Genomic DNA, 18,292 nt, shown 5'->3' on the forward strand with positions numbered 1-18,292 from the left:
GCGCCGCGCGGGGGGCTATGTCAGGCGGGTCAGCCGATGGGAGTGAGAGAGACATGCGCACCGACACCGCGCCCGGGACCGACCGCACCGTCCGCCTTACCGACTACACGCCGCCCGGCTGGCTGGTAGAGCGGGTGCGGCTCGAGGTCGACCTCGCGCCCCGCGCGACGCGGGTGCGGACCCGCATCCGGTTCCGCCGCAATCCCGACCGACCCGGCGCGCGGCCCGACCTGCGGTTGGACGGGCGGCGGCTGACCTTTCTTGCCGCCAGCATCGACGGCCAGCCGCTGGGCGACGCGGGGCCCGACGCGGCGCTGAGCTTCGACGCCGAGGGCCTGAGCGTGCGCGGCGACGCCCTGCCGGGCGACAGCTTCGAGTGGGACTGCCTGACCGAGATCGACCCGCAGGCGAACACGGAACTCGAGGGCCTCTATCTCTCGCGCGGCATGTTCTGCACCCAGTGCGAGGCCGAGGGCTTCCGCAAGATCACCTACTACCCCGACCGGCCGGACGTGATGGCCCCCTTCACGGTCCGCATCGAGGGACCGCGCGCCACCTGCCCGGTGCTGCTTTCGAACGGCAACCCCGGCGCCAGCGGCGACCTGCCGGATGGGCGCCACTTTGCCGAGTGGGTCGACCCACACCCCAAGCCCGCCTACCTGTTCGCGCTGGTGGCGGGGGACCTCGTGGCGCATCGCGACGGCTTCACCACCGCCTCGGGCCGCGAGGTGGACCTGCGGGTCTGGGTGCGGCCGGGCGACGAGGACAAGTGCGCCTACGCGATGGACGCGCTCAAGCGCTCGATGCGCTGGGACGAGGTGGCCTATGGGCGGGAATACGACCTCGACATCTTCCAGATCGTCGCGGTCGACGACTTCAACATGGGCGCGATGGAGAACAAGGGGCTCAACATCTTCAACTCGAAATACGTGCTCGCGAGCCCCGAGACCGCGACCGATGCCGATTACGAGCGCATCGAGTCGATCGTCGCGCACGAGTACTTCCACAACTGGACCGGCAACCGCATCACCTGCCGCGACTGGTTCCAGCTTTGCCTCAAGGAGGGGCTGACGGTCTTTCGCGACCAGTGCTTCACCGCCGACACGCGCTCCGAGCCCGTCAAGCGCATCGACGACGTGAAGATGCTGCGCGCGCGCCAGTTCCGCGAGGACCAGGGGCCGCTGGCGCATCCCGTGCGACCCGAGGAATACATCGAGATCAACAACTTCTACACCGCCACCGTCTACGAGAAGGGGGCGGAGGTCATCCGAATGCTGCGCACCCTGGTGGGCGAGGACGGATACCGCCGGGCGCTCGACCTCTATTTCGAGCGGCATGATGGGCAGGCTTGCACCATCGAGCAGTTCCGCGCCTGCTTCGAGGACGCGACCGGCCGCGACCTTTCCCAGTTCGCGCTTTGGTGGAGCCAGTCGGGCACCCCGCGCCTGACGATGGCCGAGGACTGGGACGGCGCCGCTTACACGCTGACCCTGCGGCAGGAGACGCCGCCCACGCCCGGGCAGGCCGCCAAGGCGCCGCTGGTGATCCCGGTCGCGGCGGGGCTGATCGGCCCGGACGGGGCCGAAATGGTGCCGACGCAGGTGCTGGAACTCAGCCGGCCCGAGCAGTCCTTCCGGTTCGAAGGGCTGCCGGCGCGCCCTGTCGCGTCGGTGCTGCGCGGCTTCTCGGCCCCGGTGGTGCTGGACCGGCCGCTCGACGACGCGACGCGCGCCTTTCTGCTCGCACATGACGCCGACCCCTTCAACCGCTGGCAGGCGGGGCGGGACTACGCCATCTCGATCGCGCTCAGGCTGATCGAGGGGGGCGCGATCCCGAATGCCTGGGCCGAGGCGCTGGGCCGGCTGGTGGCGGACGAGGCGCTCGACCCAGCCTTCCGCGCGCTGGCGCTCGAGCTGCCGGGCGAGGACGAGATGGCGGGCGAGGTGGTGGCGCGCGGCGGCCTGGCCGACCCCGACGCCATCCACTCGGCGCTCAGGGCCATGCGCGCGCATCTGGGCGACGCGCTGGGCGCCGAGCTTTCGCGGCTGCGCGCGGCCATGGCGGTCGACGGCCCCTACTCCCCCGATGCGGCCTCGGCCGGGCGGCGCGCGCTCGCCAACCGCTGCATGGTGCTGATGCTGGCGGCCGGGACGGCGCAGGCGCACCGGGCGGCCGAGGCGCAGTTCGATGCGGCGGACAACATGACGGACCGGATCGCGGCCCTCGCCGCGCTGGTGCACGCGGATGCGCCGGGGGCGGCCTCGCGGCTCGACGCCTTCCACGCGGCCTGGCGGCATGATCCGCTGGTGCTGGACAAGTGGCTGACGGTGCAGGCCACGGCCCCGGTAAGCGATGCGGCCACGCGGGTCGCGGCGCTGACGGGGCATCCCTCGTTCGAGTGGAAGAACCCCAACCGCTTCCGCGCCCTGATCGGCAGCTTCGCGATGGGCAATGCCACGGGCTTCCACGCGGCCGACGGCTCGGGATACCGGCTGGTCGCCGACTGGCTCTTGCGGCTCGATCCGGTGAACCCGCAGACCACGGCAAGGGTGGCGGGTTGCTTCGAGACCTGGCGGCGCTACGAGCCGGGCCGGCAGGCGCTGATGCAGGCCGAACTGCGGCGCATCGCGGCGGTCGAGACCCTCTCGCGCAACACGCGCGAGATCGTCGAGCGCATCCTCGGAGGCTGAGCCCGGCCCCGCCGCCGGGCCACCGCGCCCGGGATGGCACGTGCACCCGATTTCTGGCATGATTTCAGACGTGTGTCGGGCGGTTCTGAGTCGCGGTATGAGTATACGATTGCCGGTCTCAGGCCGATCCGCGTCATTTCCTGACCGAAGGCCCGCGCCATGCCACATCCGCCCCGCTTCGCGCCGCCGCTGTCGCGCCGACGCGTCCTCTCGCTGCTCGGCGTCACCGTTGCACTGCCCCGGCTCGCGCTCGGCCAAACCGGCACCCTCTCGGACGATGCCTCGGACGGGACGGCCGACGCGGACGCCGACGCGCTGGTCGAGGCGCTTCTCACCCCCTGGACGGGCGATCTCGACGGCATCGTCGAGCGCGGCTACCTGCGCATCGGCACCGGCTTCAACCCCTTCTTCTTCCACTACAACAAGGCCGACCAGCGCGGCCTGATGGTCGATGTCGCCGCGCGGCTCGAGGCGCATCTGCGAAAGGCCCTCGGCAAGCCGGCGCGGGGTCTTACGGTCGCGATCGCGCCCGTGGGCCGGGCGGAGCTGATCCCGGCGCTGCTCGGGGGGCGGATCGACATGATCTCGGCCATGATGACGGTTACGCCCGAGCGGGAAAAGCTCGTGGCATTCAGCGACCCAACCATCGAGGACGTGGCCGAGGTCGTGGTTACCGGCCCCGCCGCCCCGCCCGTCGCATCGCTCGACGACCTCGTGGCCACCGGGGTCGCGCTGCGCCGATCGAGCAGCTACTTCGAGCATCTCGCCGCCATCAACGCCGAGCGATCCGCGCGCGGCTCCGCAGCGATTCCGGTCACCGAACTGGACGACGAACTCGAGGACCCCGACGTGGCCGAACTGATCGCCGCGGGCAGCCTGCCCGCCGGCATCTTCGACGACCACATGGCACGGCTCTATGCCGAGGTGTTCGAGGGGCTGACGATCCACGACGGCATCACAGTCGCGACGGGCGGCAGGATCGCCATGGCCGTGCGCCCGGACGCGCCCGCGCTGCTCGCCCAGCTCAACGCCTTCATCCCGTCGATCCGCAAGGGCAGCCTGGTCGGCAACATGTTGCGCAAGCAGTATTTCGGCGACGCCACCGCGTTCCGCAACGCCCTCGACCCCGCGGACTCCGCGCGGTTTCGCGAGACCATCGCCATCATCCGCAAATACGCCGACCAGTACGAGTTCGACGCCATCCTGATCGCGGCGCAGGGGTTCCAGGAATCGCGGCTCGACCAGCGCAAGCGCAGCCCGGTGGGCGCGGTCGGCATCATGCAGGTGATGCCCGCGACGGCCCGCGATCCCAATGTCGCCATCCCGAATATCTCGGTGGCCGACCGCAATGTCGAAGCCGGGGTGAAGTATCTGCGTTTCCTGCGCGACCACTATTTCAGCGACCCTGCGATGTCGCCGCTCGACCAGGCGCTGTTCTCGTTCGCGGCCTACAACGCCGGGCCGGGGAACATATCGAAGGCCCGCAAGCGCGCCGTGAAGATGGGGCTCGACCCCAATCGCTGGTTCGGCTCGGTCGAGATCGCCGCCGGCCGCGTCGTCAGCCGCGAGCCGGTGGTCTATGTGCGCAACATCCTGAAATATTACACGGCCTACAGGATTTACGCGACGCGGCTCGACAATCCCGGCGAGTGAGCGGCTCAGCCGCGCCCCAGCGCCAGGCTCTCCTCGACCTCGATGACGGTTGGTCCCGCTCGGCCCGCCGCCTCGGCCAGCAGCCCCGCCAGCGCGGCCAGCCCGTCGAGCCGCGCGGCCGCCGCGCCATAGGCCCGCGCGAGGTCGAGGAAATCGGGGGTGTGCAGGTCGACGCCAACCCGCGTCACCCCGGCCGCATCCATGTAGCGCCCGATCTCGCCATAGCCGCGGTTGTTCCAAACGATCAGGATCACCGGCAGGCGCTCCTCGACCGCGAGACCAAGCTCGGGCCATGTGAATTGCACCCCGCCATCGCCGGCGAGACAGACCACCGGCCCCCCGGTCGCGCGCGCCGCCCCGATGGCGGCCGGCAGCCCATAGCCAAGTGCGCCATATCCGGTGGCCGCGTTGAACCACAGGCGCGGCGCGGGCAGCGCGTGCAACAGGTTCCCGGCATAGACGGCATTGGTCGAATCGCCCACCAGCGGCGCGGCAGGCAGGGCGGTGCGGATCGTGTCGAGAAAGGCCGCGCAGGCGCGATAGTCCGGCCCGATCTCGTCCATCGCCGCCGCCATCGCGGCCGCCGCCCGCGCGCTTCCGTCTGGGCGCGGCGCTCCCTCGGCCAAGCGCGCGGCCACCCCCTCCGCCGCCGCACCCGCGTCGCCGGTCAGGGCCAGCGAAGGCGCCGCGCCGCGGTGAAGCTGCTCCGCGTCGACGTCCACCCGGATCAGCCGCCCCGGCACCCTGACGCCGCCGCGGTCGTACATGTCGTAGTCGGTGTGGCCGATCTCGGTCCCCAGCGCGAGCACGACATCCGACGCCTCGATCAGCGCCCGAACCGCGCGCAGCGAGGGGCTCGCCGGTACCCCCAGCGGGTCGCCCGCCGCCAGCACGCCGCGCCCGTTCGTGGTCATCACCACCGGCGCGCCCAGCCGCAGCGCCAGCGCCGCGACCGCTCCGGCGCCGCGCACCGCGCCCCCGCCCGCGAGGATCAGGGGTCGCGCGGCCTCGCCCAGCCAGCGGGCGGCGAGGTCGAGCCCCGCGCCATCGGGCGAAGGGGGCGCGGCGGGCCGGGGGCGGACGATCTCGGCCGCGGGCAGGCGCACCGCGAACAGGTCGCGCGGGATCTCGAGATGCACCGGCCGGGGCCGCGCGCCCTCGAACACCGCGAAGGCGCGGGCCAGCACGCCGGGCAGTTGGGCGGGATCGCTGAGGCGGTGGCTGAAGGCAGCGGCATGGGCGGCCATCCCGCTGGAATCGTGGATCTCGTGCAGGTCGCCCGCCCCCATCCCCAGCACCGGGCGCGCGTTCACTGCCGAGACCACCAGCATCGGCACGCTGTCGGCATATGCCTGCGCCATCGGGGTCAGCATGTTCGTGAGCCCCGGCCCGGTGATGACGAAAGCCGCCGCCACCCGCCCCGAGGCGCGGGCGTAACCATCCGCCGCGAAGCCCGCCCCCTGCTCGTGGCGCGGCGTGAGGTGTCGGATCGGGCTCTGGCCCAGGCCGCGATACATCTCGACCGTGTGGACGCCCGGGATGCCGAACACCGTGTCGATGCCCATCAGCTCGAGCCAGGCCACCAGCCGCTCGCCCAGCGTCTCCTCGGGCCGCATCATCCGCTCGGGCATCGCCGCCTCCCCTTGCCGCCTGCGCCGCCCGACAGTCGGCCAGCCGGCGGCTCGGGGCAAGCCCGGCGGCGACGCCCGCGGTCGCGCCCGGGCGGAATGGTCAAACCTCGACCAAAGTTGACGCCGGCGTGGTAGCCGCGCGGTCGCGACCTTGCCGACATAGGGGCGATTGCCGGCCGACTCGCGTCCGGACCTGAGACCCCAGCCCCGGACGCCCCCAATGGCCCTCAATGTCCGCCACCCCGTATGGCTGCCCGCCGCGCCTTCGCCCGGCGTGCGGACCTTCTCGACCCTGTTTCTGATCGAGACGATGGCGCGGGCCTCGACCGCCACCGTCGTGCCGTTGCAGGCTTACGACCTGCTGGCCGACGAGCGGGCGGTGAGCTTCCTCTACACCGGCGTGGGGCTGGTCGCGCTGGCTGCCAGCTTCCTGATCCCGGTGCTGATCCGCCGCTTCACCCGGCGCTGGACCTACACCATCGGGGCGGTCGCGCTGGTGCTGGCCTATGTCGCGCTGTGGACGCAGACGCTGGGCGGCCAGGGCACGGGCATGCTGCTCAGGGTGTTCGGGACCTCGTGCCTCAACATCACGCTCAGCCTCTACGTGATGGAGTTCATCCCGAGGCACGACTTCGTGCGAAACGACGCGACCCGTATGGCGATCTCGATGATCGGCTGGGCCACGGCGCCGACGGTCGGCGTCTGGCTCTACACCGGTATCGGGCCGGGGGCGGTCTATGGCTGGAGCATCGCCTGGGCGACAATCCTCGCCGCCGTGTTCTGGTATTTCCGCCTGACCGAGAACAAGGCCATCGTGCCGGGCCGGATCGCGCCCGCCAATCCCCTGCGCAACATCCGGCGCTTCGCCCAGCAGCCGCGGCTCAGGCTGGCCTGGACCATCGCCTTCGGGCGATCCTGCTTCTGGGTGACGTTCTTCGTCTATGTCCCGATCACCATGGTCGCCGCGGGCCAGGGAAAGGAGGCCGGCGCCTATGTCATCTCGGCGGGCAACGCGCTTCTGGTGACGGCGCTGCTGTGGCACCGGATCAGTGGTCGGATCGGGGTGCGCCTGTCGATCGGGGCGTGCTTTGCGATCCTCGCGGTCTCGGTGTTCTGCGCGGGGCTCGCGGGGGTCGACGCGCCATGGTGGGCGGCGGGGTTCCTGCTGGTGGGGGCCTTCGCGGCCTCGGGGCTCGACGCGCTGGGGGCGGTGCCGTTCTACCGCGCCGTCCATGTCCACGAGCGGCCCGAGATGACGGCCGTCTACCGCACCTACATGGATATCAGCGAACTGGCGCCGCTGTTCGTCTATGGCGTGCTGCTCACCTGGTTCGGGCTGGGCGTCGTCTACATCGCGCTTTCGGGGCTGATGGCGCTCTGCTGCCTGATCGGCCTGCGCTACCTGCCGCGGCGCCTCTGAGCGACCGCGGGGCGCCCCTTGCCACCGCGCCGGGCAGCCTTTAAATCACGGGGCGCGACCCCTTCCGACACGGAGCCCCGGATGCCCGTCGAAGCCGCCCAGATCGAGCGCCTGCTGCGCGACGCCTTCCCCGGCGCGCAGATCGAGATCCGCGATCTTGCCGGCGACGGCAACCACTACGCGGCGACCGTGGTGGCCGAGGAGTTCCGCGGCAAGAACCGCGTGCAGCAGCAGCGCATGGTCAACCAGGCGCTGCGCAGCATCCTCGAAGGCCAGAACGCGCCCCTTCACGCGCTCGCCCTCCAGACGAGCGCCCCCGACTGAGCCCTGCCAGGAGCCTTTCGCCATGAGCGACATGAACGCCCAGATTCAGCAGACCGTCGAGCAGAACGATGTCGTCCTGTTCATGAAGGGCACCAAGTCGATGCCCCAGTGCGGCTTCTCCAGCCGCGTGGCGCAGATCCTCACCTTCATGGAAGTGCCGTTCAAGGACGTGAACGTGCTGGAATCGGCCGAACTGCGCGACGCGATCAAGACGTTCTCGGACTGGCCGACCATCCCGCAGCTCTACATCAAGGGCGAATTCGTGGGCGGCTGCGACATCGTCACCGAGATGACGCTGTCGGGCGAGCTGGACAAGGCGCTGGCCGAGGCGGGCGTGACCTTCTCGAAGGACGCCGCCGACAAGATCCGCGAGCACAACGCCTGAGCGGCACGCGGGCCGCGAAACGGGGGCGCGCGGTGATGCTGCGCGCCCCTCGTCATTTCGGGGAACGGGCATGAAGCTCTTCGTCGGCCTCGGCAATCCCGGCGCGCAATATGCGGGGCACCGGCACAACATCGGCTTCATGGCGGTCGACGCCATCGCCGCGGCGCATGGCTTCGGCCCGTGGCGCGCGCGCTTCCAAGGCGAGGTGGCCGAAGGACGCCTGGGCGGCGAGAAGGTGCTGCTGCTCAAGCCCACGACCTTCATGAACCTGTCGGGCCAGTCGGTGGGCGAGGCGGTGCGGTTCTTCAAGCTGGAACCCGCCGACGTGGTGGTATTCCATGACGAACTCGACCTCGCGCCCGCGAAATGCCGGGTGAAGACCGGCGGCGGCCATGCCGGGCACAACGGGCTGCGCTCGATCCACCAGCATATCGGCGAGGAGTATCACCGGGTGCGCCTCGGCATCGGCCATCCCGGCCACAAGGACCGGGTGGCAGGCTATGTGCTGCACGACTTCGCCAAGACCGATGCGGAATGGCTCGACGACCTGATGCGCGGCATCGCGGACGGCGCGCCGAAGCTCGCGGATGGTGATTTCCCAGGCTTTCAGAACGCCGTGGCGCTACGCCTTCAACCGCCACGCAAGGCCGGGGCCGAACCCGCCACCGGCGCGCCGCGGCAGGCGCGAATGGCCGGCGCGAAGACCGCCGAGGCCCGCAAGCGCGTCGAGGCCGCGAAGGCCGCGGCCCCGGACGGCCCGCTCGCGCAACTTCTGGCGAGGTTCTCGCGCAAGGAGTGAGGGACTATCCCGGCGGCGCAGGCTGCTCCGCCCCGGGCTCAACCCGGGGCCTCGCGGAATATCGGACCGCCGCGAACTGGCGATCTGTCACAGACGCCCCGGGTCGAGCCCGGGGCAGCGGCGGTATGTCCCCGCCCGCACCCGACATCATGTCATTGCGGCCCCGGCTCAGGGCCGGGGCAGCGAACGCCTCACGCCGCCGCGCGGGTCTCCGCCAGCTTCGCGTCCACCAGCCGCACGGTTTCGTCCACGACAGGGTGGTGCATCCCCTTCTGCGCGGCCAGCCGCTGCACCAGCCGGTCGACCCGCTCGATCGCCGGCGCCCCGGCATAGAGCGCGCGCGCAGCCGAGGATGGCTTGGCCAGCCCCTTGGCGGCATTGGCATATTTCTCGAAGGGCACCAGATCCTCGCGGGCCGCGCCCAGCGCCTCGCAGACCTTGCAGACCCATTCATAGACCTCGGCCGACTGCGCGAGGTCGGAATGCACCGCGTCGCGGATCGCCCGCGGCCCCTCAGCCGTCACGCAGCGATAGTTGCCGGTCAAAAGCATCGCCCATTTCGCCAGCGGCACGAACACCGAGTCGTGGACGCGCAGCTTCACGGGCAGCTCGACCTCGCCCTCGGGCGTGGGGAAGCGAATGGCGTCGATATCGGCCTCGAGCCCGCGCAGCATCGCGGTCGCCTCGTCGGAGGCGAAGCGCGCCACCTTGAAGTTGGTGGGCAGGCTGACCTGCAGGACGTTCACCCTCTCCTCAGGCGGGCGGAAGGCCTGCGGATCGGGGCTCGCCAGCGTGATGGTGGCGGGGTCGAAGCTGTCCCACACGGTCGGGTCGGCATAGCAGTCGCGGATGGTCGAGACATCGACCCCCGGCAACCGCGCGATATAGGGCAGCGGCGGCATGTTCATGATCGACATCGCCGGCACGCGCGAGCGCGCCACCCGATCGAGCAGTTCCCGCACGCCCGCCGAGCGGTATTGCGGCTCCTGCATCGCGAGGCCCACGAGGTCGAAGTTGACCGGATTCACCTCGGCCGGCCCGGCGGCGCGCAGCCGGCCGGGCGCTTTCCGCGAGTCGAGCTCGACCAGCCCCTCGCGGCCTTTGACGGGGATGCGCACCTGCGCGCCCTCGAAGTTGATCAGTTCGGCCTCGGCCGGCAGGCAGACCAGCGTGACGTCATGCCCGGCGAGCACGAGTTTCATCCCCAGAAGCGACCCATAGGAGGCCCCGAGGATCAGAATCTTCCGCTTCTCGCTCATTATGCTCGTCCCCTTCCCAGATTATGCGGGTTGTTGCGGGTCTCCGCCGCGGCGTCGCCCGATGCAGACGGGATAGGATCGAGGGTGCCGCAGGTCCACCCTGCGGAATTCCGTCTCATGAAAAGGACAGATTGTTTCGCTCCGATTCCGCCTTGCCGCGCCGCGCCTTGACCTTTGCCCCGGCGCGTGCCACAGGCCCCGCGACGGCGGGCAAAGGGGCGAAACAGATGGGCTTCAGATGCGGCATCGTGGGGCTTCCGAATGTCGGAAAGTCCACGCTCTTCAACGCGCTGACGCGCACGGCGGCGGCGCAGGCGGCGAATTTCCCGTTCTGCACGATCGAGCCCAATGTCGGCGAGGTCGCGGTGCCGGACGAGCGGCTCGACCGGCTCGCGGCCATCGCCAAGTCGGCGCAGGTGATCCCGACGCGGCTCACCTTCGTGGACATCGCCGGGCTGGTGAAGGGCGCCTCGCAGGGCGAGGGGCTGGGCAACCAGTTCCTTGCCAACATCCGCGAGGTGGACGCCATCGCCCATGTCGTGCGCTGCTTCGAGGACGACGACGTGACCCATGTGGCGGGCGGGGTGGACCCGCTCGCGGACATCGACACGATCGAGACGGAACTCATGCTGGCCGATCTCGACTCGGCCGAGCGGCGGCTCCAGAACCTCTCGCGCAAGGTGCGCGGCGGCGACAAGGAGGCGGTCGAGCAGGAGCGCCTGCTGATCCGCGCGCGGCAGGCGCTGGAAGCCGGCCGCCCTGCCCGCACCGTGCCCGTCGCTGCGGACGAGGCGAAGGCGTGGAAGATGCTCCAGCTCCTCACCGCCAAGCCCGTGCTCTATGTCTGCAACGTCGAGGAGGCGAGTGCCGCCACCGGCAACGCGCTGTCCGAGCGGGTCGCCGCCTTCGCCGCCGAGCAGGGCGCGGCGGCAGTCGTCATCTCGGCGAAAATCGAGGAGGAGATAGCCCAGCTCCCCGACGCCGAGCGGGCCGAGTTCCTCGAGGCCATGGGGCTGGAGGAGGCCGGCCTCGACCGGCTGATCCGCGCAGGCTACCGCCTGCTGGGCCTCATCACCTACTTCACCGTCGGCCCCAAGGAGGCCCGCGCCTGGACGATCCGCGAGGGCACTTTGGCGCCGAAGGCCGCGGGCGAGATCCACGGCGATTTCGAGCGCGGCTTCATTCGGGCCGAGACCATCGCCTATGACGACTTCGTCGCCTGCGGCGGCGAGGCGGGCGCCCGCGACGCTGGCAAGCTGCGCGTCGAGGGCAAGGGCTACCGCGTCGCGGACGGCGACGTGCTGCACTTCCTGTTCAACGCTTAGGCAACACTCGCCCCTGAAAATTCGCGCCCACGGCGTCACAGGGTGGTGACTGCCCGTGACCCACTGTACACGTGACAGTCATGTTTGCGTCGAGGCGGGGGGATTGGATGATGAGGCGAGATGCAATGCGTGGCGCCGTGCTGCGGCGGACCACGGCTGTTTTCGTTGCCGGAGCCGGCGCGTTCGGCACGCTCGGCGCGGCGCAGGCGATGCCACTTGAGGTGCAGCGGGCGCTGACCACCACCGGCATGAACGAACAGACGACAAGCTACGAGAACGCCGTGGGCGGCGCCGTGGCCGAGCGCTTCGCGCCCTTCTCCGCCGCAACCTCGGGCGAGCCGCGCAACACCCGCGTCTGGTGGCAGAACGACTTGCGCCATCTCGACTTCTCGGGGACGTCGGTCTACGGCACGTCGGGCTCGATCCTGGTCGGCGTCGACCTGCTTGCGAGCGAAGACGCGGCCATCGGATTCTTCGGCGGCTACAGCGAGACCGACAGCGACAGCGACGTGCTCGGCCTCTACGGCCAGTTCGAGGCCCAGAGCTTCGGCGGTGGCTTCTATGCCGGCTACCGCCTCGCCCCGGGCGTCGCGGTCGATGCCTTCGTGGCATACACCTACACGGACACCGACTACATCCAGGGCCGGCAGACGGGATCGGGCGACTCGGACCGGCTCACGGCGGGCGTCGGCCTTTCGGCGGCCTACATGCTGGGCGGCATCACCTTCGCCCCGCGCGCCAGCGTGTCGATCACGCAGGACTGGCACGAAGGCTATTCCGACCAGTTCGGCACGCCGATCGGCAGCAACGACTCGACGCTGTTCCGCGGCTATCTGGGCGGGCGTGCCGGCACCACCTTCGACCTCGGCGGCACCGGGATGGACGGCTGGCTCGCCGCGGGCGTCGAATTCACCGCCGACGACGCGGGCGCGGTCTCTCGGGTCGATGACGGCGCGTCGGGCCGCTTCGGGCTTGGCCTCTCGGTCCCGCTCGGTGCTGCGCGCTTCAGCCTCGAGGCGAACACCTCGGGCATCGGCGCGAACGACTATGTCGATTTCGGCGGCACGATGACGCTGAGCTACGCCTTCAACTGAGCACGGCCCACCCCTCCCCGAGGCGGGTTGACAGCCCGCGCAGGCAAGGCTATGTCCCGCTCCACCGCGCGGCCTGCGGCCTGCGTGACTGTCCCGCTGGGGGATAGTTTAACGGTAGAACAGCGGACTCTGACTCCGTTAGTCCAGGTTCGAATCCTGGTCCCCCAGCCAGAAAATCCCTTGAAATCCAGATCCTTCAGGGTGGCTCGGCGCAACCGGACGGATGGCGCGGGGCGCGGCCCCGCATCGGGGAACCTGCGCGACGCGGCCAATGACGGGCACCGCCCCCTGCCCGGCCGCGCGCCTGCCGCCGGAGCCCGGGCATCACCCCGCGGTCGAGCCCTGCCCGAGCCGCCGCAGGAAGCGGTAATGCGAGCGCAGCATCCCCGCAAAGCTCGTCACGTTGTAGGGCATGGAGTGGCGTGCGGCTTCCTCGCGGATGATGCGCGTGATCTCGGGGTAATGGACATGCGCGACGTTCGGGAACAGGTGGTGCGCGGCATGCGCGTTCGCACCGCCCGCGATCGCGTTGGCAAGACGGCTCTCGGGGTTCCAGTCGAGCGAGGTGGCCAGCGCGTGCCAGGCCCAGCCAAGCGGGATCACGCCGCTCTCGTCCACCACGGGGAAGACCGTCTCCTCGGCGAAATGCGTGCCGATCAGCAGAGCGATGAACGCCACCGACATCACGAACGAGATCGCGGGCCACGCGAGGGCGATCCACCACCACGGATAGGGCAGCACCGCCATCGGGATGCCCAGCCAGATCGCGAAGTAGCCGACCTTCGAGGCGATGAAGAGCGGATACGCATACCAGGGGTGGCGGATGTCGCGCATGTTCGCGAGGTCGCGTTTGAACAGGTAGACGGCGTCCTGGTAGAAGGTCGTGTGGATGTTCGTGAGCCAGAAGATCAGCGGCGCATAGAGATGCTGGAAGCGGTGATGCGGCAGGTGCGGCTGGTTCGGTGACAGCCGGATCCACCAGTAATCGTCGATGTCGATGTCGCAGTCGTTGACGTTCGGAAAGACGTGGTGCGACTTCACGTGCCGCAGGCGCCACAGATAGGCGTCGGCGCCGATCAGCGTGAAGATCACGGTCTGGAGCGTCAGGTTCAGCCAGCGGTGCCGGGTCAGGCAGTTGTGCGCCCCGTCATGGCCGACATTGAGCCCCAGCATCAGGCAGCCCAGGCCGAACACGAGCCCCGCCGCGAAGCTGCCCCAGGGTGGCAGCCCGCCCCAAAGCGCCACGAGATAGGCGCCAAGCGTGATCGTGCCGTAGACCGCGCCTTTCAGCGCGATGCGGCCGTCGTCGTAACGGCCGTGCCCAGTCTGGCGCAGGTGCAGGGCCACGCGGCGGCGGACATCGGCGAAGAACGCGTCCGAGGCGTCGCTTGCAAATCGGGCGCGCAGATGCGTCGGACGCGGCGTCGCGGCATGTGCGCCGCGGCGTGCGGGGGCGTTGGCGGTGATCGTCATGGCGCGGGCCCTTTCATCGCATGACCCGTCGGGCGCCGGCCCGGCCGGGTTCGGGGTTCAGTCGCCGAGGAGCGTGCGCAGGCGCCGTTCGGACACCGGCATCTTCGCGCCCGCCCGGAAGGCCTCCCACAGCCCGGCGCGCGGGGTGCCGCGATATGCCTCGGGCATCGCGTCCAGCGCCCGGTCGCGCGGCCACGCGGTGCGCGCGTAGCGCTCGGCCAGTTCGGCCACGCGCTTGGCGCGCGCGTAGACCGAGAGGTGGGAGAAATGCTCGTGCACCAGCGCGCGCAGCGCCTCGTCGCGCCGGCGGATCGCGCGCTCGCGCCACCAGGGCACGCCGCCACGACCATGGATCACGCCGAAGGCCTCGTTGAGCGTCTCGCAGCGCTGCTCGAGATAGCGGCTCAGGGCGCCCGCGAGCCAGTCGCGCATCTCGGGCGTCAGCGGCTGGTCCGCAGTGCAGCGGCGGTGGATCGCGTGAAGCGTGTCGATGTTTCCCAGCATCCGAATGGCCCTTTCCGTCGAAGGAGGACTGGCTCGATGCTGCCGGATCCGCCGTCATGAAACTGTCGCGCGCCGTCATCAACGCCGTCATTTCAGGGTCCGAATACCGTCAATCCGGCGTCATTCGAGCGCGAACGCGAAATATCGGGCGGCAATCCAGGCCGGTTTGAACGGCCGGTGTTCGGGGGTATCCTGCTGCATCGACAGTGAAGGGAGCCGCGATCATGGCATCCGCCGCCGGCCTGCCGATCTGGCGCTTCATGGGCGTGGTCTCGATCCCGGGCCCCGAAGGCGACGCCGCGCACCGCTTGGGCCGCAAGGCGATCGGCCTTCTCGCGGCGCTGGCGCTGACGCCCGGCGGGCTGCGGCGCGACGCGCTCGCGGCGCTGCTCTGGCCCGGCATGGACCCCTCGCGCGCGCCACAACCTGCGGCAATGCCTGCTGGGCCTGCGCCGGGCGCCGGGCGGCGGGCTCGACGCCGCGATCGACACGCCGGGCGATCTTCTGGTGCTGCGCGAGACGGTCGGGACGGACGTGGGCGCCCTCCTCGCCATCGAGTCGGGGCGGCCGACCACGGCGGACGAGCTGCTCGACCTCTGCCGCGGGCCGCTGCTCGACGGGTTCCGCACCGGCGCCGCTCCCTTCGACGCCTGGATCGAGCAGCGGCGCGCGCGGCTGGCGACAGCCGCGACGCGCGCCCTGATCGGCGCGCGCGTCTCGGGCCGCCGCAGCGGACGGGACGCGGACAGGGCGGCCGCGATCGACGCGGCGCTGGCCGCGCTCGGCCCCGTGCCGCTCGCCCCGACCCCCGGTGCGCCGCCCCTGCGGGTCCGCGCCGCCCGGCCGGGGCGCCTGCGCTGGCTGCGCCCGGCGCACATCGCGAGCGGCGGCGCGGCGCTGATCGTCGCGGCCGTGCTGGGCACCTACCTGGCCGTCCCGCGATTCCATCATGTCGTCGACAGCCTGGTGATGCGGGAGGCGGCGTCGCCCGCGCGCATCGCCGTGCATCAGTTCACCACCGTGAACGGGACCGAGAAGGAGGCCGATCTCGCCGGCGGCGTGACGTTGGGGGTGAACTACGCGCTCTACGCCGTCACCGCGCGCGAGCTGTTCGTCGTCACCTCGCCGGTGCGGGCCACGGACGACACCCATGACGCGCTGATGGAGGTCGCGCGCGAGTTGCGCGTGCGCTACCTGATCTCGGGCGCCGTCGAGGTGCTGGGCCCGACCGTGCGGGTGCTCGCGCAATGCCTCGATGCCGAGACCGGCGCGGTGGTCTGGCGCCGGCAGTTCGAGAAGCCGGTGTCCGACGCCTTCCGGTTGCAGGACGAGATCACGCTCCAGATCCTCGCCGGGCTCGAGATCGACCTCAGCACCGCCGAGCGCAACCGCCTGCAATATCTCGACGACACCGGCAACCTCTATGCCTGGCTGGCGGCGGCCAATGGCGTGCGCCACCTGATCCGGGTGAAGCGGCGCGATGTCGAGACCGCCGAGCAGTATTACCGCAAGGCGCTCGAGCACGACCCGAACTATCTCAGCGCGATGCGCGGGCTCGCCTGGGTGCGATTCCTGAAGGTCCGGCTGGGCTGGGCCGAGGACCCGCAGGCCGCGATCCTCGAGGCGAGCGACACGCTGCAGGCCATCCTGCGCAGGCGCACCGAGGCGGGCCCGGACGTCGCGCCCGAGGATGGGCTGACCCTCAGCCTGCAGGGCGCCGTCATGCTGCTTGCAGGCGATTACGACAACGCCGTGCGGTCCGGCGAGCGGGCGCTCGAGCTCCTGCCCGGCTCGGCCGACGTCACCGCCGTGCTTGCCCACACGCTGACCTATGTCGGCGAGCACGAGCGCGCGCTCGCGCTGATCGAGCGGGCAATGGAGCTGAGCCCGCTGCACCCCCCATGGTATCGCTGGACGCGGGGACGCGCGCTGCGGATGGCCGGCCGGGTCGAGGAGTCGGTCGCGGAACTGGAGCGCGACATCGACCGCGAGGACCGCGCGATCGTGCATCTCGTCGAGCTCGTCGCCTCGTATTCGGCGGCGGGGATGATGAGCAAGGCACGGCGCATCGCGGGGCTGATCCGGGCGATGGACCCGCATTTCTCGGCCTCGATCTGGCTGCGCCATCCCCCGATCCGCGCCCCCGACCGGCAGAGCATCGAGTTCGAGTATCTCGCCCGCGCCGGCCTCTGAGACCCGCCCCGCCCACGCAAGGCGTGGCGCGGCAGCCCGGGTATCCGCACGTCCCTCGCCCGCGGGCCTCGTGGAAGGGCGAGATTGCCTTTCACACGGCAGAGATGCGAAACTGGAGCCTGGGCGGGTGTCTGCTCCGGCCGGGATGCCCGCGCAAGATTCGAGAACCCGCATCATTGCCCGACCCTGATCCGGAATTGACCGGTGGCGTTCGTGACTGGGGGCGCTCGCGTGACTGATGAGCCATTCGTCCGCCTCCTCACCGGGAGCGACATCGTGATCGAGGGCGCACCGGGCGTTGCCTGGAAGGGCCGCACCACGCGGGCGTTGTTTGCGCTGCTCGCCCTCCACGCCGGGCGCCCGGTCAGCCGCGAGCGCCTCGCGGCCCTCATCTGGTCGGACAGCGACGACAGCGCGACGCGCGGCAGCCTTCGCATGGCGCTGCTGGCGCTGCGGCGAACGCTGGGCGCGGCGGGGCTCGACCTGATCACGGCGACCAACGAGACGGTGACGCTCGGGCTCGACCCGCTGCGGACCGATGTCGGCGTGATGCAGGCGCTTGCCGCCGCGCCCGACCTCGCGTCGCGACGCCTGGCCTTCGAGCAGCATCGGGGCGACCTCCTCGAAGGGCTGTCGCTGCCCGCCGAGGCGGCCGAGCTTGCCGCGTTCCTGCGCGACGAGCGCGAACGGCTGCGCGGCGTGGCGCTCGACCTCGGTGCGGACCTTGCCGGCGAGCTCGAGCGCGCGGGCGACGAGGCGGCGGCAGGCGCCGTGCTGCGCGCCCTCCTCGCCATCGACCCGGCCTGCGAGACGGCGCACCGCGCCATCATCCGCGCGCATCTGCGCCGCGGCGACCGGGCCGGAGCGCTGCGCCAGTTCGAGACCTGCACCGCGGCACTGCGCGACAGCTATGGCGTCGCGCCCTCGGCCGAGACGCAGGCCCTGCGCGAGGCGATCGCGCCCGAAGCCCCGGAGGCCCGGCCCGTGGCGCAGGCTTCCGCCGCCCCATGGGACATCGACGAGATCCTCCGCCAGCTCAGCATCGAGGCACCAGCCCTCAACCGCATCTGGAAGCGGCACCCCGCGCGCGTGGCCCTGGCCGCGGCGCTGATCGTCGCGGGCCTCGGCTGGCTCGGCGCGCTCGCGGTCGGGCGGCTCGGCGGCGGCGCGCCGCCCGGGGTCTGGGTCGCGCTGCCCGCCATCGACGCCGAGCTCTCGGGCTGCGCGTTCCCGGCCCTCGAGCGCGATATCCGGCACGAGATCGAGCAGGCCCTCCTCGCCATGCCGGGCGTCGTCGTGGTCCTGCCGAACCGGCGGGCCGACGCGGACGCGCCATCGGGCGGCGAGCATGTGCTGGAGGCGGGGCTCAGATGCGTCGGCCGCGAGTTCCGCGTGACCCTCGCCGCGCACCGGGCCGGCTCGCCCTCGGCCGAGTGGATGGGGCAGTACGACAGCGCCGGCCGCACGCCGCGCGAGCTGCGGGACGAGCTCGCCGCAGGGATCGCCGAGGCGTTCGCCCGCAGCCGCTGAGCCCGGCCCGGC

At 71.0% G+C, this 18,292-nt stretch carries 14 protein-coding genes and 1 tRNA gene; 11 read left to right on the forward strand and 4 right to left on the reverse strand.

What is annotated here, in order from left to right; genetic code table 11:
• Positions 1-53: 53 nt before the first annotated feature.
• The gene (gene pepN / locus M1105_RS00205; RefSeq protein ID WP_249578329.1) at positions 54-2,690 is read left to right on the forward strand and encodes an aminopeptidase N; all 2,637 of its coding nucleotides are present in this window, start codon (positions 54-56) and stop codon (positions 2,688-2,690) included.
• A gap of 159 nt (positions 2,691-2,849) precedes the next feature.
• A complete protein-coding gene (locus tag M1105_RS00210; protein WP_249578330.1) occupies positions 2,850-4,343 on the forward strand; it encodes an MltF family protein in 1,494 nt (497 codons plus the stop codon).
• 5 nt (positions 4,344-4,348) lie between these two features.
• On the opposite strand, the gene M1105_RS00215 is transcribed toward M1105_RS00210, so the two are convergent.
• Positions 4,349-5,974: a 5-guanidino-2-oxopentanoate decarboxylase gene (locus M1105_RS00215; RefSeq protein ID WP_249578331.1), complete on the reverse strand. Its 1,626-nt coding sequence runs from the start codon at positions 5,972-5,974 to the stop codon at positions 4,349-4,351.
• Positions 5,975-6,194: 220 nt separating this feature from the next.
• Here M1105_RS00215 and M1105_RS00220 point away from each other — a divergent pair, with 220 nt between their 5' ends.
• The 4 genes from M1105_RS00220 to pth all read left to right on the forward strand — a co-directional run bounded on the left by M1105_RS00220 (position 6,195) and on the right by pth (position 8,902).
• Complete coding sequence (locus M1105_RS00220; protein WP_249578332.1) at positions 6,195-7,394, forward strand: MFS transporter; 1,200 nt, start codon at positions 6,195-6,197, stop codon at positions 7,392-7,394.
• 81 nt (positions 7,395-7,475) lie between these two features.
• Complete coding sequence (locus M1105_RS00225) at positions 7,476-7,718, forward strand: BolA/IbaG family iron-sulfur metabolism protein (RefSeq protein ID WP_249578333.1); 243 nt, start codon at positions 7,476-7,478, stop codon at positions 7,716-7,718.
• A 22-nt stretch (positions 7,719-7,740) separates the two neighbouring features.
• Positions 7,741-8,103 (forward strand): Grx4 family monothiol glutaredoxin, encoded by a 363-nt coding sequence (gene grxD / locus M1105_RS00230; protein WP_249578334.1) that lies wholly within the window; start codon positions 7,741-7,743, stop codon positions 8,101-8,103.
• Positions 8,104-8,173: 70 nt separating this feature from the next.
• Complete coding sequence (pth, locus tag M1105_RS00235) at positions 8,174-8,902, forward strand: aminoacyl-tRNA hydrolase (RefSeq protein WP_249578335.1); 729 nt, start codon at positions 8,174-8,176, stop codon at positions 8,900-8,902.
• Positions 8,903-9,093: 191 nt separating this feature from the next.
• Here pth and M1105_RS00240 read toward each other — a convergent pair whose 3' ends face one another.
• A complete protein-coding gene (locus M1105_RS00240) occupies positions 9,094-10,161 on the reverse strand; it encodes a ketopantoate reductase family protein (protein WP_249578336.1) in 1,068 nt (355 codons plus the stop codon).
• A gap of 227 nt (positions 10,162-10,388) precedes the next feature.
• On the opposite strand from M1105_RS00240, the gene ychF reads away from it, so the two are divergent.
• The 3 genes from ychF to M1105_RS00255 all read left to right on the forward strand — a co-directional run bounded on the left by ychF (position 10,389) and on the right by M1105_RS00255 (position 12,751).
• Entirely contained in the window at positions 10,389-11,486 is a 1,098-nt protein-coding gene (gene ychF / locus M1105_RS00245; protein ID WP_249578337.1) for a redox-regulated ATPase YchF, read from the forward strand.
• A 125-nt stretch (positions 11,487-11,611) separates the two neighbouring features.
• Positions 11,612-12,580, forward strand: coding sequence for an autotransporter outer membrane beta-barrel domain-containing protein (locus M1105_RS00250; protein ID WP_249578338.1), 969 nt, complete (start codon positions 11,612-11,614; stop codon positions 12,578-12,580).
• Positions 12,581-12,677: 97 nt separating this feature from the next.
• Positions 12,678-12,751 (forward strand) — tRNA-Gln (locus M1105_RS00255).
• A 153-nt stretch (positions 12,752-12,904) separates the two neighbouring features.
• Here the strand turns inward: M1105_RS00255 and M1105_RS00260 are convergent.
• Both M1105_RS00260 and M1105_RS00265 read right to left on the reverse strand, forming a co-directional pair.
• Positions 12,905-14,053 (reverse strand): fatty acid desaturase family protein, encoded by a 1,149-nt coding sequence (locus tag M1105_RS00260; RefSeq protein ID WP_249578339.1) that lies wholly within the window; start codon positions 14,051-14,053, stop codon positions 12,905-12,907.
• A gap of 57 nt (positions 14,054-14,110) precedes the next feature.
• Complete coding sequence (locus tag M1105_RS00265) at positions 14,111-14,557, reverse strand: DUF4381 domain-containing protein (RefSeq protein ID WP_249578340.1); 447 nt, start codon at positions 14,555-14,557, stop codon at positions 14,111-14,113.
• A gap of 507 nt (positions 14,558-15,064) precedes the next feature.
• On the opposite strand from M1105_RS00265, the gene M1105_RS00270 reads away from it, so the two are divergent.
• Positions 15,065-16,750, forward strand: a complete 1,686-nt coding sequence (locus tag M1105_RS00270; RefSeq protein WP_249578341.1) for a tetratricopeptide repeat protein — start codon at positions 15,065-15,067, stop codon at positions 16,748-16,750.
• Positions 16,751-16,981: 231 nt separating this feature from the next.
• Positions 16,982-18,280, forward strand: a complete 1,299-nt coding sequence (locus tag M1105_RS00275; RefSeq protein ID WP_249578342.1) for an AfsR/SARP family transcriptional regulator — start codon at positions 16,982-16,984, stop codon at positions 18,278-18,280.
• Positions 18,281-18,292: the final 12 nt, after the last annotated feature.

This window comes from Thermohalobaculum sediminis (assembly GCF_023487995.1).
Lineage (GTDB): Bacteria > Pseudomonadota > Alphaproteobacteria > Rhodobacterales > Rhodobacteraceae > Thermohalobaculum > Thermohalobaculum sediminis.

What these genes read in the sequence shown, in the direction of transcription:
- pepN (WP_249578329.1), top strand. Translation starts at nt 54, where the DNA reads ATGCGCACCGACACCGCGCCCGGGACCGACCGCACCGTCCGCCTTACC.
- M1105_RS00210 (WP_249578330.1), top strand. Translation starts at nt 2,850, where the DNA reads ATGCCACATCCGCCCCGCTTCGCGCCGCCGCTGTCGCGCCGACGCGTC.
- M1105_RS00215 (WP_249578331.1), bottom strand. Translation starts at nt 5,974, where the DNA reads ATGCCCGAGCGGATGATGCGGCCCGAGGAGACGCTGGGCGAGCGGCTG.
- M1105_RS00220 (WP_249578332.1), top strand. Translation starts at nt 6,195, where the DNA reads ATGGCCCTCAATGTCCGCCACCCCGTATGGCTGCCCGCCGCGCCTTCG.
- M1105_RS00225 (WP_249578333.1), top strand. Translation starts at nt 7,476, where the DNA reads ATGCCCGTCGAAGCCGCCCAGATCGAGCGCCTGCTGCGCGACGCCTTC.
- grxD (WP_249578334.1), top strand. Translation starts at nt 7,741, where the DNA reads ATGAGCGACATGAACGCCCAGATTCAGCAGACCGTCGAGCAGAACGAT.
- pth (WP_249578335.1), top strand. Translation starts at nt 8,174, where the DNA reads ATGAAGCTCTTCGTCGGCCTCGGCAATCCCGGCGCGCAATATGCGGGG.
- M1105_RS00240 (WP_249578336.1), bottom strand. Translation starts at nt 10,161, where the DNA reads ATGAGCGAGAAGCGGAAGATTCTGATCCTCGGGGCCTCCTATGGGTCG.
- ychF (WP_249578337.1), top strand. Translation starts at nt 10,389, where the DNA reads ATGGGCTTCAGATGCGGCATCGTGGGGCTTCCGAATGTCGGAAAGTCC.
- M1105_RS00250 (WP_249578338.1), top strand. Translation starts at nt 11,612, where the DNA reads ATGCGTGGCGCCGTGCTGCGGCGGACCACGGCTGTTTTCGTTGCCGGA.
- M1105_RS00260 (WP_249578339.1), bottom strand. Translation starts at nt 14,053, where the DNA reads ATGACGATCACCGCCAACGCCCCCGCACGCCGCGGCGCACATGCCGCG.
- M1105_RS00265 (WP_249578340.1), bottom strand. Translation starts at nt 14,557, where the DNA reads ATGCTGGGAAACATCGACACGCTTCACGCGATCCACCGCCGCTGCACT.